This is a genomic window from Nocardiopsis flavescens (assembly GCF_900141985.1).
In the GTDB taxonomy this organism is placed as follows: Bacteria; Actinomycetota; Actinomycetes; order Streptosporangiales; family Streptosporangiaceae; genus Nocardiopsis; species Nocardiopsis flavescens.
Genome location: NZ_FQZK01000004.1, coordinates 312,472 through 336,140 on the forward strand (window position 1 = coordinate 312,472; position 23,669 = coordinate 336,140).

At 72.9% G+C, this 23,669-nt stretch carries 20 protein-coding genes; 3 read left to right on the forward strand and 17 right to left on the reverse strand.

What is annotated here, in order from left to right; all coding sequences use genetic code 11:
* Positions 1-27: 27 nt before the first annotated feature.
* The 12 genes from BUE45_RS10305 to uvrB form a co-directional block, all read right to left on the reverse strand.
* A complete protein-coding gene (locus BUE45_RS10305) occupies positions 28-2,175 on the reverse strand; it encodes a pseudouridine synthase (protein WP_073378122.1) in 2,148 nt (715 codons plus the stop codon).
* Positions 2,162-2,737: an SMC-Scp complex subunit ScpB gene (scpB, locus tag BUE45_RS10310; RefSeq protein ID WP_073378125.1), complete on the reverse strand. Its 576-nt coding sequence runs from the start codon at positions 2,735-2,737 to the stop codon at positions 2,162-2,164. The genes BUE45_RS10305 and scpB overlap by 14 nt, the downstream gene beginning before the upstream one ends.
* Positions 2,734-3,579 carry a segregation and condensation protein A gene (locus tag BUE45_RS10315; RefSeq protein ID WP_073378127.1) on the reverse strand — a complete coding sequence of 282 codons (846 nt, stop codon included), beginning with the start codon at positions 3,577-3,579 and terminating at the stop codon, positions 2,734-2,736. Before BUE45_RS10315 ends, scpB begins: the two co-directional genes overlap by 4 nt.
* 114 nt (positions 3,580-3,693) lie before the next feature.
* The gene (locus BUE45_RS10320) at positions 3,694-4,086 is read right to left on the reverse strand and encodes a hypothetical protein (RefSeq protein ID WP_073378129.1); all 393 of its coding nucleotides are present in this window, start codon (positions 4,084-4,086) and stop codon (positions 3,694-3,696) included.
* Entirely contained in the window at positions 4,083-5,042 is a 960-nt protein-coding gene (locus tag BUE45_RS10325) for a ParA family protein (RefSeq protein ID WP_073378131.1), read from the reverse strand. Before BUE45_RS10325 ends, BUE45_RS10320 begins: the two co-directional genes overlap by 4 nt.
* A 218-nt stretch (positions 5,043-5,260) precedes the next feature.
* Entirely contained in the window at positions 5,261-6,301 is a 1,041-nt protein-coding gene (locus BUE45_RS10330) for a tyrosine recombinase (protein WP_073378133.1), read from the reverse strand.
* Positions 6,298-6,954 (reverse strand): NUDIX domain-containing protein, encoded by a 657-nt coding sequence (locus BUE45_RS10335; RefSeq protein WP_073378135.1) that lies wholly within the window; start codon positions 6,952-6,954, stop codon positions 6,298-6,300. The genes BUE45_RS10330 and BUE45_RS10335 overlap by 4 nt, the downstream gene beginning before the upstream one ends.
* 43 nt (positions 6,955-6,997) lie before the next feature.
* Positions 6,998-8,638: a CTP synthase gene (locus tag BUE45_RS10340; protein WP_073378137.1), complete on the reverse strand. Its 1,641-nt coding sequence runs from the start codon at positions 8,636-8,638 to the stop codon at positions 6,998-7,000.
* A gap of 483 nt (positions 8,639-9,121) precedes the next feature.
* Complete coding sequence (locus BUE45_RS10345; protein WP_073378139.1) at positions 9,122-10,045, reverse strand: hydroxymethylglutaryl-CoA lyase; 924 nt, start codon at positions 10,043-10,045, stop codon at positions 9,122-9,124.
* Between the two features lie 78 nt (positions 10,046-10,123).
* Positions 10,124-11,119, reverse strand: coding sequence for a GNAT family N-acetyltransferase (locus BUE45_RS10350; RefSeq protein WP_073378141.1), 996 nt, complete (start codon positions 11,117-11,119; stop codon positions 10,124-10,126).
* 291 nt (positions 11,120-11,410) lie between these two features.
* A complete protein-coding gene (locus BUE45_RS10355; RefSeq protein WP_084737106.1) occupies positions 11,411-11,845 on the reverse strand; it encodes a DUF3060 domain-containing protein in 435 nt (144 codons plus the stop codon).
* A gap of 147 nt (positions 11,846-11,992) precedes the next feature.
* Entirely contained in the window at positions 11,993-14,089 is a 2,097-nt protein-coding gene (uvrB, locus tag BUE45_RS10360) for an excinuclease ABC subunit UvrB (protein ID WP_073378146.1), read from the reverse strand.
* Between the two features lie 218 nt (positions 14,090-14,307).
* Here uvrB and BUE45_RS10365 point away from each other — a divergent pair, with 218 nt between their 5' ends.
* Positions 14,308-15,519, forward strand: coding sequence for a hypothetical protein (locus tag BUE45_RS10365; protein ID WP_245832961.1), 1,212 nt, complete (start codon positions 14,308-14,310; stop codon positions 15,517-15,519).
* 32 nt (positions 15,520-15,551) lie between these two features.
* Here BUE45_RS10365 and coaE read toward each other — a convergent pair whose 3' ends face one another.
* Together coaE and BUE45_RS10375 are read right to left on the reverse strand one after the other, a co-directional pair.
* Entirely contained in the window at positions 15,552-16,154 is a 603-nt protein-coding gene (gene coaE / locus BUE45_RS10370; protein ID WP_073378148.1) for a dephospho-CoA kinase, read from the reverse strand.
* A gap of 476 nt (positions 16,155-16,630) precedes the next feature.
* Positions 16,631-17,119, reverse strand: coding sequence for a GNAT family N-acetyltransferase (locus BUE45_RS10375; RefSeq protein WP_073378150.1), 489 nt, complete (start codon positions 17,117-17,119; stop codon positions 16,631-16,633).
* A gap of 85 nt (positions 17,120-17,204) precedes the next feature.
* On the opposite strand from BUE45_RS10375, the gene BUE45_RS10380 reads away from it, so the two are divergent.
* Positions 17,205-17,570: an iron chaperone gene (locus tag BUE45_RS10380; protein ID WP_073378152.1), complete on the forward strand. Its 366-nt coding sequence runs from the start codon at positions 17,205-17,207 to the stop codon at positions 17,568-17,570.
* A 124-nt stretch (positions 17,571-17,694) separates the two neighbouring features.
* Here the strand turns inward: BUE45_RS10380 and rpsA are convergent, their stop codons facing one another.
* From rpsA to polA, 3 genes are all read right to left on the reverse strand, one after another.
* Positions 17,695-19,185: a 30S ribosomal protein S1 gene (gene rpsA, locus BUE45_RS10385; RefSeq protein WP_073378154.1), complete on the reverse strand. Its 1,491-nt coding sequence runs from the start codon at positions 19,183-19,185 to the stop codon at positions 17,695-17,697.
* 460 nt (positions 19,186-19,645) lie between these two features.
* Complete coding sequence (gene arfB / locus BUE45_RS10390; protein ID WP_073378156.1) at positions 19,646-20,089, reverse strand: alternative ribosome rescue aminoacyl-tRNA hydrolase ArfB; 444 nt, start codon at positions 20,087-20,089, stop codon at positions 19,646-19,648.
* 23 nt (positions 20,090-20,112) lie between these two features.
* Entirely contained in the window at positions 20,113-22,854 is a 2,742-nt protein-coding gene (gene polA / locus BUE45_RS10395; RefSeq protein WP_073378158.1) for a DNA polymerase I, read from the reverse strand.
* A 94-nt stretch (positions 22,855-22,948) separates the two neighbouring features.
* Here polA and BUE45_RS10400 point away from each other — a divergent pair, with 94 nt between their 5' ends.
* A complete protein-coding gene (locus tag BUE45_RS10400) occupies positions 22,949-23,377 on the forward strand; it encodes a hotdog fold thioesterase (RefSeq protein WP_073378160.1) in 429 nt (142 codons plus the stop codon).
* The last annotated feature ends 292 nt before the right edge of the window (positions 23,378-23,669 follow it).

Here is a 23,669-nt window from a genome sequence, read left to right on the forward strand (position 1 = left end):
GCCGTCAACTGTATAGCCAGCCGGCGCCTACAGGCCCGCCGCCTTGTAGAGCTCGCTGACCTCGCGGGAGGTCAGCGCCCGCATGGTGCCCAGTTTGAGGGCGTTCAGGTCGATCGGGCCGACCTGGGTGCGGGCGAGGTCCGCCACCGGGTGGCCGACGGCCTCCATGAGGCGGCGCACGATGTGCTTGCGGCCCTCGTGCAGGCGGATCTCCACCAGCGCCTTGGGGCCGTCGTTGTCGACCACGCGGAAGGAGTCGACCTCGACGGGGCCGTCCTCCAGCTCCACGCCCCCGCGCAGCTGCTTGACGACGCTGTGCGGGACCGGCCCGGGCACCTTGGCGATGTAGGTCTTGACGACCTTGTACCGCGGGTGGGTGAGCCGGTTGGACAGCTCGCCGTCGTTGGTCAGCAGGATGAGGCCCTCGGTCTCGGTGTCCAGCCGGCCGACGTGGAAGATCCGCTCCTCGGTCTGGCCGGTGTAGTCGGCCAGGGTCGGGCGGCCCTCGGGGTCCCACATGGTGCTGACGACGCCGCGCGGCTTGTTGAGCGCGAAGTAGAGCTTGTCCGGGGACGTGACGACGCGCATGCCGTCGACGCGGATCTCGGACTTCTCCGGGTCCACCCGCGCGCCGAAGCGGCGCACGGTCTCGCCGTCCACGCTGACGCGTCCGGCGGCGATCATCTCCTCGCTGGCGCGGCGGCTGGCGACGCCGGCGGCGGCGAGGGCCTTCTGCAGGCGGATGCCGCCCTCGACGTCGGTGTAGCTGTCGCGGTCCTCGGCGGGACGGTCCTCGTCCTTGGGGTCGTACTCCGAGCGCAGCGCGTTGAGCCGCTCGCGGGCGGCCTTGGAGAGCTGGTTCTCGCTCTTGATGTCGCCCCGGGGCGCCTTGCGGCCGCCGGGCAGGTCGCCGGAGTGGTCGACCTTGTGGCGCTTGGGACGCGTGGCCCGGGTGTCGCCGTCGTCGTGGGGGCGGCGCTCGTCGGCGTCGCGCCCGCCCCGGTACCCGCCCTGGCGGTCGTCGCGCGCACCGGAGAAGGAGCGCCCGCCCCGGTCCTGGCCCGGACCGCCGTGGGAACGGCGCTCGTCGGAGCCGCCCCGGTACCCGCCGGGACCGCGCGAGTCGCGGTCGCCCCCGAAGGAACGCCCGCCGCGGTCATCACGCGAACCCCGGTGACCACCGCGGTCGTCGCGCGCACCGGAGAAGGAGCGCCCGCCCGAACCGCGGGAATCGCGGTCGCCCCCGAAGGAACGCCCGCCGCGGTCGTCACGCGAACCCCGGTAGCCACCGCGGTCGCCGCCGTCACGGGAACCGAACGAACGGCGGTCGTCGCCGTCGCGCCCGCCGCGGTAGCCGCCCTGGCGGTCATCGCGCGGGCCCCCGAAGGAACGCCCGCCCGAACCGCGCGAGTCGCGGTCGCCCCCGAAGGAGCGCCCGCCGCGGTCATCACGCGAACCCCGGTAGCCACCGCGGTCGTCGCGCGCACCGGAGAAGGAGCGCCCGCCCGAGCCGCGCGAGTCGCGGTCGCCGTAGGAGCGGCGGTCGTCGCCGTCGCGCCCGCCCCGGTACCCGCCCTGGCGGTCATCGCGCGGGCCCCCGAAGGAACGCCCGCCCGAACCGCGCGAGTCGCGGTCGCCCCCGAAGGAGCGCCCGCCGCGGTCGTCACGCGAACCCCGGTAGCCACCGCGGTCGCCGCCGTCACGGGAACCGAACGAACGGCGGTCGTCGCCGTCGCGCCCGCCCCGGTACCCGCCCTGGCGGTCATCGCGCGCACCCCCGAAGGAACGCCCGCCCGAACCACGGGAATCGCGGTCGCCCCCGAAGGAACGCCCGCCGCGGTCATCACGCGAACCCCGGTGACCACCGCGGTCACCGCCCTCACGCGTATCACGGCCGCCTCCGAAGGAGCGGCCCTGGGAACCGCGGAAGTCGCGCCCGCCGCGGGAGTCGCCGTCACGGGAACCGCGGTGACCGCCGCGCTCCCCGCCCTCGCGGGAGCCGCCGTAGGAGCGGCCGCCCCGGTCGTCGCGGCCGCGCGGGCCGCGGTCCTCCCCGCCTCGGGGGGACCTGTCGTCGCGGCGGCCTCGGCCGCCTCGGTCGTCGTAGCGTTCGCCGCGCTCACCGCGCGGGGCGTCGTCCCGCGCACCGCGGGAACTCTCATTAGGTGTGCTCACCGGTGTCGTCTAGACCTTCGATGTCGTCGGGCAGGAACGGTGCCAGATCCGGCAGCTCGTCGAGGCTGCGCAGGCCGAGCCGTTCCAGGAAATAGGAGGTGGTCCGATACAGCAGGGCACCGGACTCCGGGTCGTGTCCGGACTCTTCGATCAGGCCCCTCAGTACGAGGGTACGCATGACGCCGTCACAGTTGACACCGCGGACGGCGGAGACCCTGCCCCGGGAGACCGGTTGGCGGTAGGCCACCACCGCCATCGTCTCCAGTGCGGCCTGGGTCAGCCGCACCTCCTGCCCCTCCTTGAGGAAGTGCTCCACGATGTCGGCGCACTCCGGCCGCGTGTACACACGCCAGCCGTCGGCCACCGCCCTCAGGTCGAAACCCCGGCCCTGGTCCGTGTATTCCCGCGACAGCGACTCCAGGGCGTCCGCGATCACCGTCACCGGCACGCCCATGGCCCTGGCCAGCTCGTACTCCGACACCGGCTGGTCCACGACCATCAGCACCGCCTCCAGGTCGCGGCGCAGGGTCGGCGGCACCTCGGCGGTCTCCTCCACGGTCACTGGTCCTCCCCCGTCTCCCCGTCCGCCGGATCGGCGTCGTACTCGCTCTCGACCTCGACCCGCGCGTCGCCGCCCGTCCAGGTGACGAGCAGCTCACCGAGCGGCTCGGGCTGGTCGAAGCCCACATTCGCGGCGCGGTACAGCTCCAGCAGGGCCAGGAAGCGCGCGATGACCTCGAAGGTACCGTCGCACTCGGCCGCCAGCTCCGCGAACGTCATGCTCCCCCGCTCGCGCAGCACCGCCGCCATCAGCTCGCCCTGCTCCTTGACGGAGGTCTTGGGCTGGTGGATGTGCGTGACCGGGACGCTCGGCGGCTCCCGGGGGGTGAACACCAGGCCGGCCAGCGCCGCGAACTCCTGCGGGCCCAGCTTGAACAGCACCTCCGGGCGCAGCGCCTCGAACCGCTCCTCCAGCGGCACGGCACGGGCGTAGCGCCGGCCCTGGGAGGCGAGGCGGTCGCGCAGGAACGCGGCGACCTCCTTGTACGCCCGGTACTGCAGCAGCCGCGCGAACAGCAGGTCGCGGGCCTCCAGCAGCGCCAGGTCCTCCTCGTCCTCGACGTCGCCGCGCGGCAGCAGCCGGGCGGCCTTGAGGTCCAGCAGGGTGGCCGCCACCAGCAGGAAGTTGCTGGCCTGGTCCAGGTCCCAGGCCTCACCGTGGGCGCGGATGTGCGCGATGAACTCGTCGGTGACCTTCGACAGCGACACCTCGGTGATGTCGAGCTTGTGCTTGGCGATCAGGCCCAGCAGCAGGTCGAAGGGGCCCTCGAAGTTGTCGAGGTGCACCTGGAAGGAGCTCTCGCCCTCCTGCGCGACCCCCTCCGGAGCCGGTCCGGCCGTCATGCTCGCGGCCCCTCGTCGTCGTAACCCATACGCACAAGGGTGTCACCGGCCCGAACCGGCCGGTGACACCCGCCCGTCCCCCCGGTACCCCCTCCGACACCGGGTGGACGCCGTTCAGTCCTCGGTCAGCCGCCGCACCAGCATGCTGGCCGCCCCGTTCTCGTCGAAGTCGGCGAGCAGGACGGCGACGGCCTCGCGGACCAGGCGGCCCCGGTCGGCGGTCAGCCCGTGCTCGGCGCGCAGCGACAGCCGGGTCTGCTCCAGGGCCAGCAGTTCGGGCCCGGAGATATAAACGGTGATCTTCTCGTCGTGGCGCTGTCGGCCGCTCGGCCTGGGCGCGGCGTCGACCACCCTGGTGGAGCCCTTGGCGCGCGCCGGGCGCGCCTGCGCCTGGCCCCTGCGCTGCTCCGGTGCCGTGTACTGGCGTTCGGTCTCCGTGTCGGGCACCGCGTCCACCTCGGTGCCGCTGGGGCGGAAGAACAGCTCGTCCGCCCCCGGTAGGGTCACGCGCCGTGACCGCTGAGAGGCCACCGCGCCAGCACCTCCTTGGCCAGATCACGATAGGCGTTGGCACCGGCCGAGGACGAGTCGAACCGGGTGATGGGCTCGCCCGCCACCGTGGCGTCCGGGAAGCGCACGGTGCGGTTGATGACCGTGCCGTACACCTTGTCGCCGAAGCCGTCGATGATGGTGGACAGGACCTCGCGCGCGTGGAGCGTGCGCGGGTCGTACATCGTGCCCAGGAACCCGTCGATGACGAGGTCCTCGTTGAGCCGCTCCTGGACCTTCTGGATGGTGTCCATGAGCAGTGCCACCCCGCGCAGCGCGAAGAACTCGCACTCCAGGGGCACGATGACACCGTCGGCCGCGGTGAGCGCGTTGACGGTGAGCAGGCCGAGCGAGGGCTGGCAGTCGATGAGGACGACGTCGTAGTCGTCGATCACCGGGCGCAGCGCCCGGCCGAGCATCTGCTCGCGGGCCACCTCGCCGACCAGCTGGACCTCGGCGGCGGACAGGTCGATGTTGCTCGGGATCAGGTCCAGGCCGTCGATGTCCGTCTTGAGCAGGACGTCCTCGACCGTCACGTCCCGCTGCATGAGCAGGTTGTAGACGGTCAGGTCCAGCTCGCGCGGGTCGAGTCGGCCCAGGCCGACGGACAGGGCTCCCTGCGGGTCGAAGTCGACCAGCAGTACCCGTCTGCCGTACTCGGCGATGGCGGCGCCGAGGTTGATGGTGGTGGTGGTCTTGCCGACCCCGCCCTTCTGGTTACAGAGTGCTACAATCCGTGCCGGGCCGTGTTCGTCGACGGGCTCTGGCACCGGATAGGTCCGCTCAGGTCTTGACGCGTGCAGATCGGCCCCCGTGTTGCGTGTCGTGCCCCAGGGGTTGGTCACCGGGTCGGCGCTTTCCCTCTCGCCGACGGCCGCACCGTGTGCGGCGGCGTCGTTCTCCGACCAGTTCACAACCCTGGACCTCCCCTACGGACCGGCCACGGCCCGAAGGGATGCCGTGCCCCTGGAGCCTGGCGGCCGTCGGAAACTCAATATGTCGACAGCAACGTACCTCTGTGCGGCGACTCTAGAACGCCGACACGACGCACTTCAATGAAACCCGAGTGTAGAATCCCACGTCCCCGCCCCCGGGGGAAACCGAACGCCGGAACCGGCCGCCGCGCGACCCCCTATTCCGCCGGGCTTTCCCGCAGGTCGGCGACCGCGGAGCGGTGCGCGCGCGGGTGACTGGACGCATAGACCTCGCGGAGCCGGTCGACTGTCACAAGTGTGTAGACCTGTGTCGTGGTGACCGAACTGTGCCCCAGGAGTTCCTGCACGACCCGGATGTCCGCGCCGCCGTCGAGCAGGTGGGTGGCGAACGAGTGCCGCAGGGTGTGCGGCGACACCCCCCGCGCCCCGGCGCGGTCGGCGACGGCCGCCAGCACGCCCCAGGCGCCCTGCCGGGTGAGCCTGCCCCCGCGCGCGTTGAGGAACAGCGCCGGGCCGCCCCCGCCCCTCCCGGCGCGGGCCAGCACCGGGCGCGCACGGGTCAGGTAGGCGGCCAGCGCCCGCCGGGCGTGCGAGCCCACCGGCACCAGCCGCTCCTTGCCGCCCTTTCCGGTGATCCGCACCAGGCCCACGTGGTCCTCGGGGACGGGGGCGTCCAGGCCGACGGCGTCGGCCACGTCGTCCACGTCCGCCCCGACCGCCTCGGAGATGCGCGCCCCCGTCCCGTACAGCAGCTCCAGCAGCGCCCGGTCGCGCAGCGCCAGCAGGGCCGCCCGGTCCCCGGCGGCGACGGGCGCCTCCACCGGGCCGGCCGCGGCCAGCAGGCGCTCGACCGCCTCCACCGGGACCGCCTTGGGCAGCCGCATCGGGGTGACGGGCGGGGCCAGGTCCACGGTCGGGTCGGCGGCGGACCGGCCCTCGCGCACCGCGAACCGGTGCAGCCCGCGCACGGCGGCCAGGGTGCGCGCCGCCGACGCCGCCGCCAGCGGCGCCCGCCCGTCCCCGCCCTCGCGCAGGGCCCGCACGAACCCGCCCACCACGGCCGGGGTGACCCCGTCCAGGGAGTCCACCCCCTGCGCCTCCAGGTGCTCCCGGTAGCGGCGCAGGTCGGCCCGGTAGGCGGCCAGCGTGTTGTCGGCCAGGGCCCGCTCGGCGCTCAGGTGGTCCAGGAACGCCGCGCACGCGGGCTCCACCCCGCGGGGCCGCCCGGCACCGCTCACGAGGCCTCGCGCAGCCCGGCGAAGCCCTCGCGCGAGGCGGCGTGCGCGGCCAGGATGCCGATCACCGTCGCCCCGTTGTGCAGCCGCCCGGACAGGACCAGGCCCACCGCGTCCTCCAGCGGCACCCACTCCGAGACCAGGTCGGCCTCCTCGTGCTGGCGCACGAAGTCGATCTCCTCCTCCGGCACCTCCGACAGCCCCCGCGCCAGGAACACGTGGATGCGCTCGTCGGAGAACCCGGGGCTGGGGAAGAAGTCGGCCAGCTCGTGCCAGGTGCCGGCGCGCAGCCCCGCCTCCTCCACCAGCTCGCGGCGGGCGGTGGCCAGAGGCCCCTCCCCCTCGCCGTCGATGATCCCGGCGGGCAGCTCCCACAGCAGGTGGCGGGCGGCGTGCCGGTACTGGCGCTGGAGCAGCACCCGCCCGGCGCCGTCCAGGGCCAGCGCGGCCGCGGCGCCCAGGTGGACCATGTAGTCGCGGGCCACCGTGGCGGGGGCGCCGTCCGGTCCGGGCATCTGCAGCCAGTCGGTGCGCATGCCCACCCTGTGGCTGCGGAAGCGGTCCTCGGACCGCTCCACCGGCCACGACTCGGGGACGTCCGCGACCTTCGCGTCCGTCCCCGGGTCCTCGGTTCCGGCCGGGCGGATCTGGCTCATGTGCTCTCGCCTCTCAGAGTCGTGCCCCGCCCGGCCCCCGCGCTCAGGACTTCTTGTTCTCCAGGGCCGCCGCGATCAGGCCGCGGAACATCGGGTTGGCCTTGGTGGGGCGGGAGCGCAGTTCCGGGTGCGCCTGCGTGGCGACGTAGAACGGGTGGACGTCCCGGGGCAGTTCGACGTACTCCACCAGCTTGCCATCCGGGGACAGGCCGGAGAACACCAGACCCGCGCCCTCCAGCTCGGGCCGGTAGGCGTTGTTGACCTCGAACCGGTGGCGGTGGCGCTCGGAGGCCTGCCCCTGCCCCTCGTACAGCTCCCGGACGAGGGAGCCCTCGGCCAGGTCGGCCGGGTACAGGCCCAGGCGCATGGTGCCGCCCATGTCGCGCTCGCCGGAGACCACGTCCTCCTGGTCGGCCATGGTGGCGATGACCGGGTCGGCGGCCTTGTCGTCGAACTCGGTGCTGTTGGCGCCCTCCAGGCCCAGCACGTTGCGCGCGTACTCGATGACGATCGCCTGCAGGCCCAGGCAGATGCCCAGCAGCGGGACGCGGTTCTCGCGGGCGTAGCGGATGGCGCCGATCTTGCCCTCGATGCCGCGCACCCCGAACCCGCCGGGGATGAGGATGCCGTCCACGCCGTCCAGCTCGGCCGCCGCGCCCGAGGGGCTGGCGCAGTTGTCGCTGGCCACCCAGCGGATGTTCACCCGGGTGTCGGTGGCGAAGCCGCCGGCGCGCAGCGCCTCGCTGACCGACAGGTAGGCGTCGGGCAGGTCGATGTACTTGCCGACCATGGCGACGGTGACCTCGTGGTCGGGCTGGTGCACGCGGCGCAGCAGCGAGTCCCACTCGGTCCAGTCCACGTCGCGGAAGGGCATGCCCAGGCGGCGCACGACGTAGGCGTCCAGGCCCTCGCGGTGCAGGACCTTGGGGATGTCGTAGATGGAGGGGGCGTCGGGGGTGGAGACCACGCCCGCCTCGTCCACGTCGCACATGAGGCTGATCTTGGACTTGAGGCTCTGCGTGATGGGCCGGTCCGAGCGGCACACGATCGCGTCGGGCTGGATGCCGATGCTGCGCAGGGCGGCGACCGAGTGCTGGGTCGGCTTGGTCTTCATCTCGCCCGAGGGGCCCAGGAAGGGGATCAGCGAGACGTGCAGGAAGAAGCAGTTGTCGCGGCCGATCTCGTGCCGGATCTGCCGGACGGCCTCCAGGAACGGCTGCGACTCGATGTCGCCGACCGTGCCGCCGATCTCGGTGATGACGATGTCGACCTCGGGGTCGTCCATCGCGTAGATGCGCGACTTGATCTCGTTGGTGATGTGCGGGATGACCTGCACGGTGTCGCCGAGGTAGGCGCCCTGCCGCTCCTTGGCGATGACGCTGGAGTAGATCTGCCCGGTGGTGACGTTGGCGGTCGCCGACAGCTCCGTGTCGAGGAAGCGCTCGTAGTGGCCCACGTCCAGGTCGGTCTCGGCGCCGTCGTCGGTGACGAACACCTCGCCGTGCTGGAAGGGGTTCATGGTGCCGGGGTCCACGTTGAGGTACGGGTCCAGCTTCTGCATGGTGACCCGCAGACCGCGCGACTTCAGGAGCCGTCCCAGGCTGGAGGCGGTGAGGCCTTTGCCGAGACTGGAGGCGACGCCGCCAGTAACGAAAAGGTGCTTGGTACTCGCGGCGGATGCCAAAGTGTTGCTCCCGTGGGTTGAGTGGCTACGGCGGGCTCGGACGAGGCAAGAGCGGCCGTGCGGCGGTCCGGTTCCGAGGCGGTGGATCATCGCTCGGTCCGCCCGGACATCCACGGGGCACCAGGATAACAGGCCCCCGCGGAACCACATCCGCTGAACGCCCCTCGCGGGCTCCCTGTTCCCACCTCGACCTGCGCCGATCCCTGCGACCACGGGAACGCGCGTCCGGGCAGGGCCCCGTGTCGCGTGCGTCACCGCGCCGCGGGCGCCCGCCGTGCGGGCCCGCACGGGCCGCCCGCGGTGCGGCGCGGGGGCCACCGAGCGCGACGAACGCCACACGCTGGATCACACCCGCCCCACCCGTCACACACGCACCTCGCGCCCGGTCGGCCCGCCGGACGCGGCGCGGCCGGCCCGGGCGGCGCCGACGGGAACGGCCCCGCGCCCCGGAGACCGGGTGCGCGGGGCCGTACGGGGCCGGGCTCAGGCGGGGAAGTCCCCGGCGCGGCCCAGGTAGGCGGGGGGCTCCTTGTCCAGGCGCGCGCCCGTCCAGTCGCCCAGGGCGGCCGCCGCCGACAGGCTGACACCGGTGTGCAGGCCGCTGCGGTGCAGCAGGTACAGCAGGTCCTCGGTGGCGATGTTGCCGGTCGCGGCCGGGGCGAACGGGCAGCCGCCGAACCCGCCGACGCTGGAGTCCAGCACCCGCACCCCCGCCTGTGCGGCGGCCCAGGCGTTGGCGTACCCGGTGTTGCGGGTGTTGTGGAAGTGGCAGCGCAGGGCACGCCCGCCGACGACCGCGGCCACCGCGCCCACCAGCTCGGTGACCTGGCCGGGCACGCCCACCCCGATCGTGTCGGCCAGCGCGATCTCCACCGCCGAGGTGTCGGCGATGCGCCGCACCACCTCCACCACCCGCTCCGTGGACACCTCGCCGTCGAAGGGGCAGCCGAACGCCGTCGACACGGTGACGCTCAGCGGGATGCCGGTGCCCTCCAGGGCGCGGTCGATGTCGGCCAGGGTGTCGAGCATCGCGTCGACGGTGCTGCCCTGGTTGCGGACGCTGAACCCGTCGGTGGCGGGGACCGCCACGTTCACCTCGGACACCGCGGCCTCCACCGCGCGGTCCAGCCCGCGCCGGTTGAGGACCAGACCGATGTGGGAGACGTCCGGGCCGCGCCGGACGCCCTTCATGATCTCCTCGGCCCCGGCCATCTGCGGGACCCGCCTGGGGTTGACGAAGCTGACCGCCTCGATGCGGCGCAGGCCCGCGTCGGCGGCCCGGTCGATCATCGCGATCCGGTCGTCGACCGAGAGCACCTTCGCCTCGTTCTGCAACCCGTCGCGCGGTCCCACCTCGACGATCTCGACGTGCTCCGCGCCCGCCGGCCCCCGGTCGTCCACGGCCATGGTGTTCCCCCTCCACCCGTCCCTGCGTTCGCGCACAGGCTAGCCCAGCGGCCCCGCGCGCCCCGGCGGCGGGGCCGGTCAGCGCAGGGCGAGGGCGGGGCGGATCTCCCAGGTCGTCCACACGGGGCGGTAGCCCATGCGGTTCCAGAACGGGCCCGACAGGGGGTTCATCGCCGCGTAGTTGAGCACCGAGACGCCCACGCCGTGGCTGTCCAGCGCCTGGTGGGCCTGGCCGACCAGGGCGGTGCCGATGCCGTTGCCGCGCTCGGCGGCGGTGACGACCCCGTAGCCGATGTGCGCGATGGGGCGGGCCCGGACCAGCGACTTGGCCCAGCGGGACCGCTCGGGCGGGGACACCCACAGCAGGCCCACGGCGCGTCCGCGGCGCTCGGCCAGCCAGATCCAGGAGCGGGAGCGCTCCAGGGCGCGGGCCGCCACCTTGCGGGTCTGCTCGGCGGTGTCGGGCTGGAGGAACACGCCGCCGAAGTGCTGCTCGTAGCGGTGCTCCTCCATGAGCAGCCCCACCACCTGGGTGAGGTCGCTGCGGTCGGCCAGCCGGATGGTGACGTCGCGCGGCGGCAGCGACGGGGGCACGCCCCGGCGGCGCTGGCGGGCGGCGAGCACGGTGTAGGGCTGCAGGCCGTGGCGCTGGAGCGGGATGACCCCGCACACGTCGCGGGAGGGCCAGCTCACCAGGGCGGCCGACTCCGAGCCGGTGCCGGTGGGCAGGTCCTCCAGCTGGTCGCGCCAGCTGGTGAGCAGGGAGTCCAGGGCGCGGGAGGGGTCGGGGCCGCCGACGATGGGGGTCAGCCAGTGCTGGTCGGGCACGCCCCAGATCCGGCCGACCTCGCCGGGCTGGTACCAGGTGTAGTGCATGGCGCCCGCGGCGACCGTGCGGCCGTCCTCGTCGCTGACGGTCAGCAGGGGATAGGAGTCGGCGGCGAAGCTCACCGGTTCGGGCAGCAGGGGGTCCGCGGCCGCCCAGCGCTGAGCGGCGGACCGCACCAGCGGATCGAGGCCCGCATCGCCCCCGGGCGACTCATCATGTCGCACCCGGGCGACATAACCGCTCATCCACCCCTCCCCCAGCGGGTCTGACGTGTCCACCCCGCCGTCGTGCCGCCTCGACGACGAGCGGGACGAATCGACCGTACCGTCTCAGAGTCGGGCGGGGGAACGGTACAGCCGACCGACACCGAAAGTTCACACTCGGTGGTGGCGTCCGCCCGATCCGTCGTCACCCATCCGCATTGACGCGGATATGGACGGTGACCACCGTAACCGATCCAAGGTCACTCTCAGGCGGCGGGACGGTCAATCCACCGACACGGAAACACCGCGGGGGCGGCGATCCGCCGCCGGGGATCACTTGCGGGCGACGCCGCCCTCGGCGACGGTGGTGTTGCGGCCCTGGTTGACGATCGTGGGCTCGCCGTCCGCGAAGGAGATCGTGTTGTCCACCCCGACCAGCACGATCTTGTCGGCGGAGCCCACGTCGACGGTCGACCCGCGGCCGGTGGCGCGCACCACCCCGCAGGTCCCGTCGAGGACCACGACGGCGTCGTCGGCCGAGACCACGACCTCGCGACCCCCGCACTCCTCGTGCACCTCGGAGCCGTCGTCGACGACGATGATCACATCGTCGGCGTCCACGTTCTCCTCGGGGATCGTGACGGCGTCGGCCCCGGGGGGCAGGTCGGGGCCCTCGACCTGCTCGCGGCCGAAGGCCAGGCCGCACCCGGTCAGCACGGTGCCGAGCAGCACGGCACCGCAGGCGACCAGCTGGAGTCGAGCCCTCATCGTTTCCCCCACACCCGGCTTCACCCGGCATTTGCGACATACATCCTGCGCAAGACCAAGATTATGTCACGCGGAGGTAACTGCGCGACCCTATCGTTGCGTCACCGTATCCGCACCGAGACCTCGCGGGACGCGAAGCCCCATGGCTCAGGGGGTTCCGGCCGCGTCCATACCCCGCAATTCGCGCTTGAGCTCCCCGATCTCGTCCCGCAGCCGGGCCGCCAGCTCGAACCTCAGGTCCGCCGCCGCCTGGTGCATCTGACCGCTCAGCTGGTCGATGAGGCCCGCCAGCTCCGCCCGCGGCATGTTCGCCGCGTCCACACCCCGCTCGCCCAGCGCCGGCACCGGCGCCTTGGCCGCCGAGCCCGCACCGCGGTACCCGCTCGCCATCAGCGCCTCGGTGTCCACGTCCTCCCGGTTCAGGGAGTCCAGGATGTCCGCGATCTGCTTGCGCAGCGGCTGCGGGTCGATCCCGTGCTCGGCGTTGTACGCCAGCTGCTTGTCCCGGCGCCGCGTGGTCTCGTCGATCGCCGCCCGCATCGAGTCGGTGACGTTGTCCGCGTACATGTGCACCTGGCCGTCGACGTTGCGCGCCGCCCGGCCGATCGTCTGGATCAGCGAGGTCTCCGACCGCAGGAACCCCTCCTTGTCGGCGTCCAGGATGGCCACCAGCGACACCTCCGGCAGGTCCAGGCCCTCCCGCAGCAGGTTGATGCCCACCAGCACGTCGAACTCGCCCACCCGCAGCTCCCGCAGCAGCTCCACCCGGCGCAGGGTGTCCACCTCGCTGTGCAGGTACCGCACCCGGATGCCCAGCTCCGCGAAGTAGTCGGTGAGGTCCTCGGCCATCTTCTTCGTGAGCGTGGTGACCAGCACCCGCTCGGACCGCTCGGCCCGCACCCGGATCTCGTGCACCAGGTCGTCGATCTGCCCCTCGGTGGGCTTGACCAGCACCTCCGGGTCCACCAGGCCGGTCGGCCGGATGACCTGCTCCACCACGTCGCCGCCGCTCTGGCGCAGCTCGTAGCGGCCCGGCGTCGCCGACAGGTACACCGACTGCCCGATCCGCTTCACGAACTCCTCCCACTTCAGCGGCCGGTTGTCCAGCGCCGACGGCAGCCGGAACCCGTGGTCCACCAGGGTCCGCTTGCGGGACGCGTCGCCCTCGTACATCGCCCCGATCTGCGGGACCGTCACGTGCGACTCGTCCAGCACCAGCAGGAAGTCGTCGGGGAAGTAGTCCAACAGCGTGTTGGGCGCGCTGCCCGGCGGGCGCTCGTCGAAGTGCCGCGAGTAGTTCTCGATCCCCGAGCACGTCCCCAGCTGCCGGATCATCTCCAGGTCGTGGGTGGTGCGCATGCGCAGCCGCTGCGCCTCCAGCAGCTTGCCCTGGCCCTCCATCTCCGCCAGCCGCTCGCCCAGCTCCTCCTCGATCGTCCGCACCGCCCGCGCCGTGCGCTCCTCGCCCGCCACGTAGTGCGAGGCCGGGAAGATGAACATCTCCTCGCTCTCCCCCAGCACCTCCCCCGTCAGCGGGTGCAGGGTGAGCAGCCGCTCGACCTCGTCACCGAACATCTCGATGCGGATCGCCAGCTCCTCGTACACCGGGATGATCTCGACCGTGTCCCCGCGCACCCGGAACGTGCCCCGCGTGAACGCCACGTCGTTGCGGGTGTACTGCATGTCCACCAGGCGGCGCAGCAGGTCGTCGCGGTCCACCTCCATGCCCACCCGCAGCTGCGCCATCCGGTCCACGTACTCCTGCGGCGTGCCCAGGCCGTAGATGCACGACACCGACGCCACCACGATCGTGTCCCGGCGGGTGAGCAGCGAGTTGGTCGCCGAGTGGCGCAGCCGCTCCACCTCGTCGTTGATCGAGGAGTCCTTCTCGATGTAGGTATCGCTCTGCGGGACGTACGCCTCGGGCTGGTAGTAGTCGTAGTACGACACGAAGTACTCGACGGCGTTGTTCGGCAGCATCTGCCGCAGCTCGTTGGCGAACTGCGCGGCCAGCGTCTTGTTGGGCTGCATCACCAGGGTCGGGCGCTGCAGCTTCTCCACCGACCAGGCGACCGTCGCCGTCTTGCCGGTGCCCGTCGCGCCCAGCAGCACCGTGTGCGGGTCGCCGCCGCCCACCCGCCGCGCGATCTCCTCGATCGCCCTGGGCTGGTCGCCCGCCGGACGCATGTCCGAGACCACCTCGAACGGGTTCTCGCTGCGCTTGATCTCGGTGACCGGTCGCACGTCGCCCTCTTCCCCTCGTCGCCCGGGACCCGGCCCCGCACACGGGTCCCCGTCCACCTAACGCTACCGACCGCCCCGGACATCCCGCGGCCCGCGGGCGCACGCGCCCCCGCCCGCCCGGGACGGCCGACCGGGCCCCCGAGACCCCTGACCCGGCGGGCGTCCCGGGGTTACCATCGAGACCAGCGCACCGCGCCCCCGGAATAGAGGTGCCAGCCGTGTCCCACCCCCGCCGACCCACCTTCGACCCGACCCTGCCGCCCCGGACGCTCGCCCGCCTGCGCGCCCACCCCGAGCGGCTCCTGCCCGACTCGGTGGGCCCCTCCGCACGGCTCACCTGGCGCCGCGGCGCCGCGCTCACCGCCGCCGGCGGCACCTCCCTGGCCGCGGTCGCCCTGCTCGTGCCCGGCGCGGCCACGCCCCTCATCGCCCTACTGTGCCTCGTCGTCACCGCCGCCGTCCTGAACCTGGTCTCCGACCGGGGCTCCCTCGCCGACGACTGGGCCGACCTGCTCATGCACGCCTTCTGGGCGCTGCCGGTGTCCACCGCCGCCGTCATGGCCGGCCACCTGCTCCTGGGCGGCGCCCTGGAGCCGCTGGCCGCCGCCGTCCCCGGCAGCGCCCCCGCCGCCGCCCTCTACCTCGCCGTCGCCGGAGGCGGGGCCGGCGCGGTCATGCGCCCCGGCATGCTGCCCCGGCTGGCCTCGGAGAACCGCCGCCGGTACGTGCTGCCCGAGGACTTCGGCCGCCCCTACAGCCACGCCACCCGGCACGAGGAGCCCGAGGCCCACCTGTTCGCCCGACTACAGCAGGCCACCGACCGCGTCGAGGAGGGCGGCCGGGTGCTGGGCGGGTCCTTCGACGCCGCCTCCACCCTGCCCCTGCTCCGCGAGGAGGAGTGGCGCATGTCCCAGGAGCTGCTGCGGCTGCGCGCGCTCCGCCGCGAACTGCTCCAGCGCAAGCGGGAGGCGGTCTCCCGGCAGGTCACCCGCGCCCTCCAGCCCCAGGAGGAGGCGGTCGCCCGCGCCCACACCGCCCTGGCCGAGCGCATCGGCGTGCTGGCCGACTACGGCGGGCGCGTTCGCGCCGCCGTCACCGCCCACCGCGAGTGGGAGCAGTGCCAGGCGATCGCCGACCGCGCCGCCGAGTACGCCGACCTGGCCCTGACCACCGCGCGCGGGACCATGCGGACCGACGAGATCGACGACAGCCTGCTCAGCGTCCGGGCCGCCCACTCCGTCCGCGAGGAGCTGGTGCGCGAGGCCGTGGACGCCGGCTCGTCGCTGTCGGCGGCGCTGCACCCCGGGGCCGGGGCCGGGACGGACGGGTCCGGGACCGGGAACGCCGCCCGCGGACCCCTGGACGTCCCCCGGCCGCGCCCCTGCACCGCCCCCGAGCCCGCCCCGGGCCCCGCGGCGGCGCAGGACTGAACCCCGGCGCGGGCCCGCCCCGCGGGGCGGGCTCAGGCCGCGCGGGACAGCAGTTCGTCCCACAGGCGCGCGACCCGCTCGGTGAGCTGCTCCCGGGTACCGGAGTTGTCCACGACCAGGTCCGCCGCGGCCAGCCGGGTCTCCCGGTCGGCCTGCGCCCGGATGCGCGCCCGCACCTGCTCCGGGTCCATGCCGCGGGTCCGGACCACCCGGCGCACCCGCTCCTCGTCGGGGGTGTCGACGACCACCACCACGTCGTACAGCGGCTCCAGGCCGTTCTCCACCAGCAGCGGCACGTCGTACACCAGCACCGGGGCACCCCGCTCCCGCGCCAGCTCCATCAGCTCGGCGCTGCGCTCCCCCACCAGCGGGTGCACGATGGCGTTGAGCCGGGCCAGCCTCGCCTCGTCGGCGAACACGATCTCCCCCAGCCGGGCCCGGTCCAGGGAGCCGTCCGGGGCGAGCACCTCCGCGCCGAACTCCCCGACCACCTCCGCCAGGCCCGGCGTGCCCGGTTCGACCACCTCGCGGGCGATCGCGTCGGCGTCGACCACCACCGCGCCGTACCCGGCCAGTTCCGCGGAGACCGCGCTCTTGCCCGAGCCGATCCCCCCCGTCAGTCCCACTTTCAGCATGCGACGACCCTACGCAACGCACCGCCCGTACGGCGCCCCGGGCCTTGCGGACGCACCGAGGCGGCGGAACCGCACAGGACCCGCAGGACGCACACGGAACGACCGGGCCCGCACGGCGGCTTGCGGGGCGCCGAGGGCGGACGAGGTTGTGCCTGGCCCTGCAAGGCACGCGAAACGGCAGTACCCACGGGACCGGACGGCCGCACGGGGCGACCGGACCCGCCCGGCGGCCCGCACCGCACCGGCGACAGCGAGACCCGCACGGCGGCCCGCACCGCACCGGCGACAGCGAGACCCGCACGGCCCCGGGGACCCACGAGGGCCTGCGGGACACGGGACGCCAGAGGCGCACGGGGCCCTGCGAGGGGGTCGGGAGCGAACGAGCGCAACCGGGGAGACACGCACCGGCCCCGGGGACGCACCCGCGACGACGGGGCCCACGGGGCGGCGTTCGTCCCGCGGGGCCGGGCGGAGCCTCAGGGCGCGGGCACCGCCAGCTCCTTGCGCATGTGCACCATCACCAGGTGGTCGGCGACCCGTTCCCGGTGCGTCACCGCGTACCCCGCCCGCCGGTACAGGAGCTGGCCGCTCGCGCTCTGCGCCCCCGTGAACAGGGTCAGCGCCGCCAGGTCGGGGCGGCGCCCGCGCAGCTCGCCCTCCACCCGCTCCAGCAGGGCCGTGCCCACCCCGCGCCGCCGCCGGTCAGGCGCCACCGCCAGGCGGCCCACCACCCCGGTCGTCCCGGTGGTCTGGGCGCGCACCGACCCGACGATCCGGTGCCCCTCGACGGCCTTGAGCACCAGGGTGTCCGGGGAGCCCAGGAGCTTGCCCATCCGTTCCAGGGTCTCGGTGAGCGGCAGGATGAACGGGTCCCCGCAGTCCTGCGCCTCGTCGACGAACGCCGCCCGCTGGAGGGTGTGGATCTCCCCCGCGTCGGCGGGGGCGGCCGGATGGATCTCGAACACGGCGACTCCTCACACGCCCCGCCCGCCGGGGCGCCACGGCACGAGACTAGCCCGTCGGTCACCCCCGGGGCGTAGTGTCGCGGACATGGTGACGAGCAAGGCGACCGGTGTCGACGACTACCTGGCGGAGCTGCCCGAGACGCGCCGGGAGGCGCTGACGGCCATCCGGGACCTGTGCCGGCGCGAACTGCCGGGGTTCGAGGAGGCGATGGAGTACGGCATGCCCGCCTACCGGCGGCGGGGGGAGCGGGAGGTCGCGGTGGCGTTCGCCTCCCAGAAGCGCTACATCTCGGTCTACCTCCTGCACCCACGGGTGCGGGAGGCCTTCGCGGACCGGCTGGCCGGGCACGACACCGGCAAGGGGTGCCTGCGCTTCTCCCGCCCGGAGAAGGTGGACACCGCCCTGCTGCGGGACCTGCTGCGCGCGGTCGCGGCCGACCCCGGCGACTGACCCGCCGCCTCTCGCCCGCGCACGGCCCCGGACACGGCGAAGGGCCGCCCCCCGGAGGGGACGGCCCTTCACTCGGCTATCGGCTCCCGCGGACGGGGCCGGCCCAACGGCTCTCGCGAACCGGTCAGGCCTCGCCGCCGGCGAGCTTCTCGCGCAGGGCGGCCAGGGCCTCGTCGGAGGCCAGGGCGCCGCTGGAGGCGGAGTCGGAACCGCCGCCGGAGCTCTGGGCCCCACCGGTGTAGTCCTCCTCCTCGGCCTCGGCCGGGGCGTTGGCCGCCTCGGCCTCGGCCGCGCGGGCCTCCTCGACCTGCTTGCGGTGCGCCTCGAACCGGGCCTGGGCCTCGGCGTAGCTGCGCTCCCACTCGTCGCGCTGGGCCTCGTAACCCTCGAGCCACTCGCCGGTGTCGGCGTCGAAGCCCTCGGGGTACTTGTAGTTGCCCTGCTCGTCGTACTCGGCGGCCATGCCGTACAGGGTGGGGTCGAAGTCCACCTGGTCCGGGGAGACGCTCTCGTTGGCCTGCTTCAGCGAGAGGCTGATGCGGCGGCGGTCGAGGTCGATGTCGATGATCTTGACGAAGATCTCGGTGCCGACCTGGACGACCTGCTCGGGCACCTCGACGTGGCGCTCGGCCAGCTCGGAGATGTGGACCAGGCCCTCGATGCCCTCCTCGACGCGGACGAACGCGCCGAACGGGACGAGCTTGGTGACCTTACCCGGGACGACCTGACCGATCTGGTGGGTCCGGGCGAACTGCTGCCACGGGTCCTCCTGGGTCGCCTTCAGCGACAGGGAGACGCGCTCGCGCTCCATGTCGACGTCCAGGACCTCGACGGTGACCTCCTGGCCCACCTCGACGACCTCGCTCGGGTGGTCGATGTGCTTCCAGGACAGCTCGGAGACGTGCACCAGGCCGTCGACGCCGCCCAGGTCCACGAACGCACCGAAGTTGACGATCGAGGAGACCACACCCTTGCGGATCTGGCCCTTCTGGAGGGTGTTGAGGAAGGTCTGGCGGACCTCCGACTGGGTCTGCTCGAGCCAGGCGCGGCGGGACAGGACCACGTTGTTGCGGTTCTTGTCCAGCTCGATGATCTTGGCCTCGAGCTCGCGGCCGACGTACGGCTGCAGGTCGCGGACACGGCGCATCTCGACCAGGGAGGCGGGCAGGAAGCCGCGCAGGCCGATGTCGAGGATGAGACCACCCTTGACGACCTCGATGACGGTGCCGGTGACGACGCCGTCCTCTTCCTTGATCTTCTCGATCGTGCCCCAGGCGCGCTCGTACTGGGCGCGCTTCTTGGACAGGATGAGACGGCCTTCCTTGTCCTCCTTCTGGAGGACCAGGGCCTCGACCTGGTCGCCGACGGCGACGACCTCACCGGGGTCGACGTCGTGCTTGATCGAGAGTTCCCGTGACGGGATCACACCCTCGGTCTTGTAGCCGATGTCGAGCAAGACCTCGTCTCGATCGACCTTCACGATGGTGCCCTCGACAATGTCACCGTCGTTGAAGTACTTGATGGTCTCGTCGATCGCCGCGAGGAAGGCTTCCTCGGACCCGATGTCGTTGACCGCTACCTGGGGTGTCGAGGTGGCCTCGGTGCTGCTCGTCATTTGTGGGTGGACTCCGGATACGGACAGATTCAGAAGATGGGCACGCCGCAGATCCGAGCCCGCCGATCCATCGTCCTGAAGGAGAGGAACGGTGCCACCGCGGAAAGGAGCCTTCCGCAGCGACCGACCGCCGGGTCCAGAAGAGTGGACCTTGGTGGTGCCGCCCCTCCGCCCTCCTGGCGGAGGACATCAGACGGCGCACGGACCCACAACGCTGCGGCCAGCATATGAGACAAGGGCGTCCTGGTCAATCGGAACCCCGAAGCGCCAACCCGGCGAAGATCGCAATGGCGGCAATGTACCCGAGTGCACAGGGGAAGATCAACTAGGCGATACCGACGCCCGTGAACTGGGTCGACACCCCCGCACAGCGGGCATTCCGGCGGCCCCGAAACGGCCGGTGCGGTCCGTACTGAAACGGTCACCCGGCATCACCGGGCACCCCCCGTACCGGTTTCGGTCAGTCGAGCGGCGGACGAGAACGTGACCGTTTGACGTCCCCGCGCCGCTTCTTCGCGTCCAGCCGGCGCTGCCGCGCCGCACGCCCCGGCCGGGTCGCCCTGCGCTCCCGCGGCGGCGGCGCCGTCGCCTCCGCCAACAGCTCGGCCATCCGCTCCAGGGCCTGCGCGCGGTTGCGCGCCTGCGACCGGTGCGTCTGCACCGACACCGTCAGCACACCGCCCACCAGCCGCCCCGACAGCCGCTCCAGGGCCCGCTCGCGCCGGGTCCGGCCCAGCGCGCCGCACCCCGCCACGTCCAGCGACAGCGACACCCGGGTGTCCGAGGTGTTCACGTGCTGCCCGCCCGGCCCCGACGAGCGGGAGAACCGCCACACCAGGGCGTCGGCGGGAACGGTGACCGAACCCACGGACAGGCCGCCGTCCCCGGCGGTGCTCGCGTTCATGCCACCGTCCCCTCCCTGCGCGCCTAGTGCGCGGCGTCGTGCCAGCTGCGCCCGCCGCCGACCGACACGGCCAGCGGGACACGCAGATCATAGGCGCTGCTCATCTCGTGGCGCACGAGGTTTTCCACCGCCTCGCGCTCGCCCGGCGCGATCTCCACGACGAGTTCGTCGTGCACCTGCAGCAGCACCCGCGAGGCGGCCCCGCTCTCGGTGAGCGCCGCGTCCACCTGGAGCATCGCCACCTTGATGATGTCGGCCGCCGACCCCTGGATGGGCGCGTTGAGCGCCATCCGCTCGGCCATCTCCCGGCGCTGGCGGTTGTCGCTCGTCAGGTCCGGCAGGTACCGGCGGCGGCCCAGGATGGTCTCGGTGTAGCCGACCTTGCGGGCCTCCTCCACCACCGCGTTCAGGTAGTCGCGCACCCCGCCGAACTCCGCGAAGTAGTCCTCCATGAGCTTCTTCGCCTCCTCCGGGGAGATCCCCAGCTGCTGCGAGAGCCCGTACGCGCTCAGCCCGTACGCCAGGCCGTAGCTCATGGCCTTGATCCGCGACCGGTCCTCGCCGGTGACCTCGTCCACGGCCCGGCCGAACACCTGCGCCCCCATCTGGGCGTGGAAGTCGTAGCCGCTGTTGAACGCGTCGATCAGCGCCTGCTCCTGCGACAGGTGCGCCATGATCCGCAGCTCGATCTGGCTGTAGTCGGCGGTGAGCAGCTCCTGGTAGCCCTCCCCCACCACGAACGCCCGCCGGATGCGCCGCCCCACGTCGGTGCGCACCGGGATGTTCTGGAGGTTGGGGTCGGTGGAGCTGAGCCGGCCCGTCGCCGCCACCGTCTGGTTGAACGTCGTGTGGATGCGCCCGTCGTCGGCGACCGTCTTGATGAGCCCCTCGACCGTCGTGCGCAGCTTGGTCTGGTCGCGGTGGTGCAGCAGCACGCCCGGCAGCTCGTTGTCGGACTGGGCCGCCAGCCACGTCAGCGCGTCGGCGTCGGTCGTGTACCCCGTCTTGATCTTCTTGGTCCGGGGCAGCCCCAGGTCCTCGAAGAGCACCTGCTGGAGCTGCTTGGGCGACCCCAGGTTGAACTCCCGGCCCACGATCTCGTGCGCCCGCTCCACCGCCGCCCGCGCCGCCGACGCGAACTCGCCCTGCAACTCCTCCAGGTAGGCGCGGTCCGCCGCGATGCCCGCCCGCTCCAGGCGCGCCAGCACCGGCACCAGCGGCAGCTCCACACCGCTCAGCAGGTGCGCGCCGCCGCGCTTGTCGACCTCGGCCGCCAGCACGCCGGCCAGGTCGCGGACGGCGGCCGCCCGGACCGCCAGGGCGTGCCAGCGGCCCGAGGCGCCCTCGGCCTCCCCACCGTCCAGGTCCAGGGCCAGCTGGTCGCCGGAGGACTCCTCTTCCAGCTCCCGCCCCAGGTACTTGCGGCACAGGTCCACCAGGTCGAAGCGGCGCTGGCCCGGCTGCACCAGGTACGCGGCCAGCGCGGTGTCGCTCACCACCCCGCCCAGGTCCCAGCCCTGGGCGCCCAGCGCCAGCAGCGCGCCCTTGTACTCGTGCACCGCGACCGGCCGCTCAGGGTCGGCCAGGAACCCCGCCAGCGCCTCGGTGTCCGCGGCGTCCAGCCGCGCGGGGTCCACCGCCACGGCCGCGCCGGAGGCCACCGCGACCGACAGCCCGTCCACCCGGCCGGTACCGGCGCCCCACACCCCGTCCAGGAACAGCCCGGCGGGGGCCGCGGCGGTCACGTCGTCGGCCGAGGCGTGCTCGGCCAGCCACGCCGCCAACTCCCCCGTCCCGGCCACCGTCACGTCGACCTCGACCGCCTCCGCGGCGGGCACGGGGGCCTCGGCCCCATCCAGGTTCACCACCGCGTACAGGCGCTCGCGCAGGCTGGAGGCGAACTCCAGGTTGTCGAACAGGGCGTCCACCCCCGCCCGGTCCGTCCGGCCCAGCAGCAGGTCGTCCAGGCCCACGCCCAGGTCGACGTCGGTGGCCAGCAGGTTGAGCCGCTGGTTGCGCAGCACGTCGTCCAGGTGGTCGCGCAGGTTCTGGCCCGCCTTGCCGCCGATCTCGTCGATGTGCTCGACCAGCGACTCCAGCGACCCGTACTTGGCGATCCACTTGGCCGCGGTCTTGGGACCCACCCCGGGCACGCCCGGCAGGTTGTCGGCCTTCTCCCCCACCAGCGCCGCGAGGTCGCGGTACCGCGGCGGGGTCACCCCGTACTTCTCCTCGACCGCGGCCGGGTCCATCCGGCGCAGGTCCGACAGGCTCTTGCCCGGGTACAGCACCGTGCACGACTCGGTGACCAGCTGGAACGCGTCCCGGTCGCCGGAGGCGATGAGCACCTCCGCACCCGCCTCACCGCCCACGCGGGCCAGCGTCGCGATGACGTCGTCGGCCTCGAAGCCCGGCGAGGACAGGTTGGGCACCCCGATGAGGCGCATCAGCTCCTGGGTGAGCGGCACCTGCGAGGGGAACTCCGGCGGCGTCTCGGACCGCCCGTCCTTGTACTCGGCGTACTCCTCGTGGCGGAACGTGGGCCCCGACAGGTCCCACGCCACCGCGACGTGGGTGGGCTCCTCGTCTCTGAGCAGCTTCACCAGCATCGATGCGAAGCCGTACACGGCGTTGGTCGACTGCCCGGTGCTGGTGCCGAACTTCTCCGCCGGCAGCGCGAAGAACGCGCGGAAGGCCATCGAGTGGCCGTCCAGGAGAAGTAGGCGGGCCTTCGATGTCTCGGGGGTCTCACGATTGGTCACCACAGGTGAATCCTAGGATGCGACGGGGACACTTCGCGGCCACGCGAGCACGACAGGGCCGACCGGAACACGGCCCGCACCGGAAAGGCGGCACACCATGGCGACCGAACCCGAGGACCCGGGGACCGCGCCGGACATCGGCTCCCTCAGCGCCGGCCTGGGCGAGCTGATGGGCATCGAGATCACCGAGGCCTCCGCCGAGCGCGTCGTCGGCCGCATGCCGGTCAAGGGCAACACCCAGCCGTTCGGCCTGCTGCACGGCGGCGCCTCCTGCGTCCTGGCCGAGTCCCTGGGCTCCATCGGCTCGACCCTGCACGCGCAGCGGTTCGGCCGGGTGGCCGTCGGCATCGAGATCAACGCGACGCACCACCGCTCGGCCACCGAGGGCCACGTGACCGGCGTCGCCACCCCCGTGCACCTGGGGCGCACCCTGGCCACGTGGGACATCACCATCACCGACGAGCGGGACCGCAAGGTCTGCACCTCCCGGCTCACCTGCATGCTCCGCGAACTCCCCACCGGCTGAGCAAAAACGGTTCGAATAGTTCATTCATTGGCGACCGACCGGAAACAGGCACGCTACAGAACACCGTGAAGTCAGCCTGTGACGGCTCCCGGGCCCGACCGCCGAAGCTCGACGGTCGGGCCCTCCTGTATACGCGATCGCGACACTTTGTCACCCCGCGCGCACTCAAAAGCGTCGACCGTCCAGCTCAGGCGCCTCTGATGCCGGATATGACTACAGAGGCATAACAGCATGACGGCGAGTCGGCACCAACGCGCATTTGCCGCTTTCGAACAACGAACTTCCGTGATTA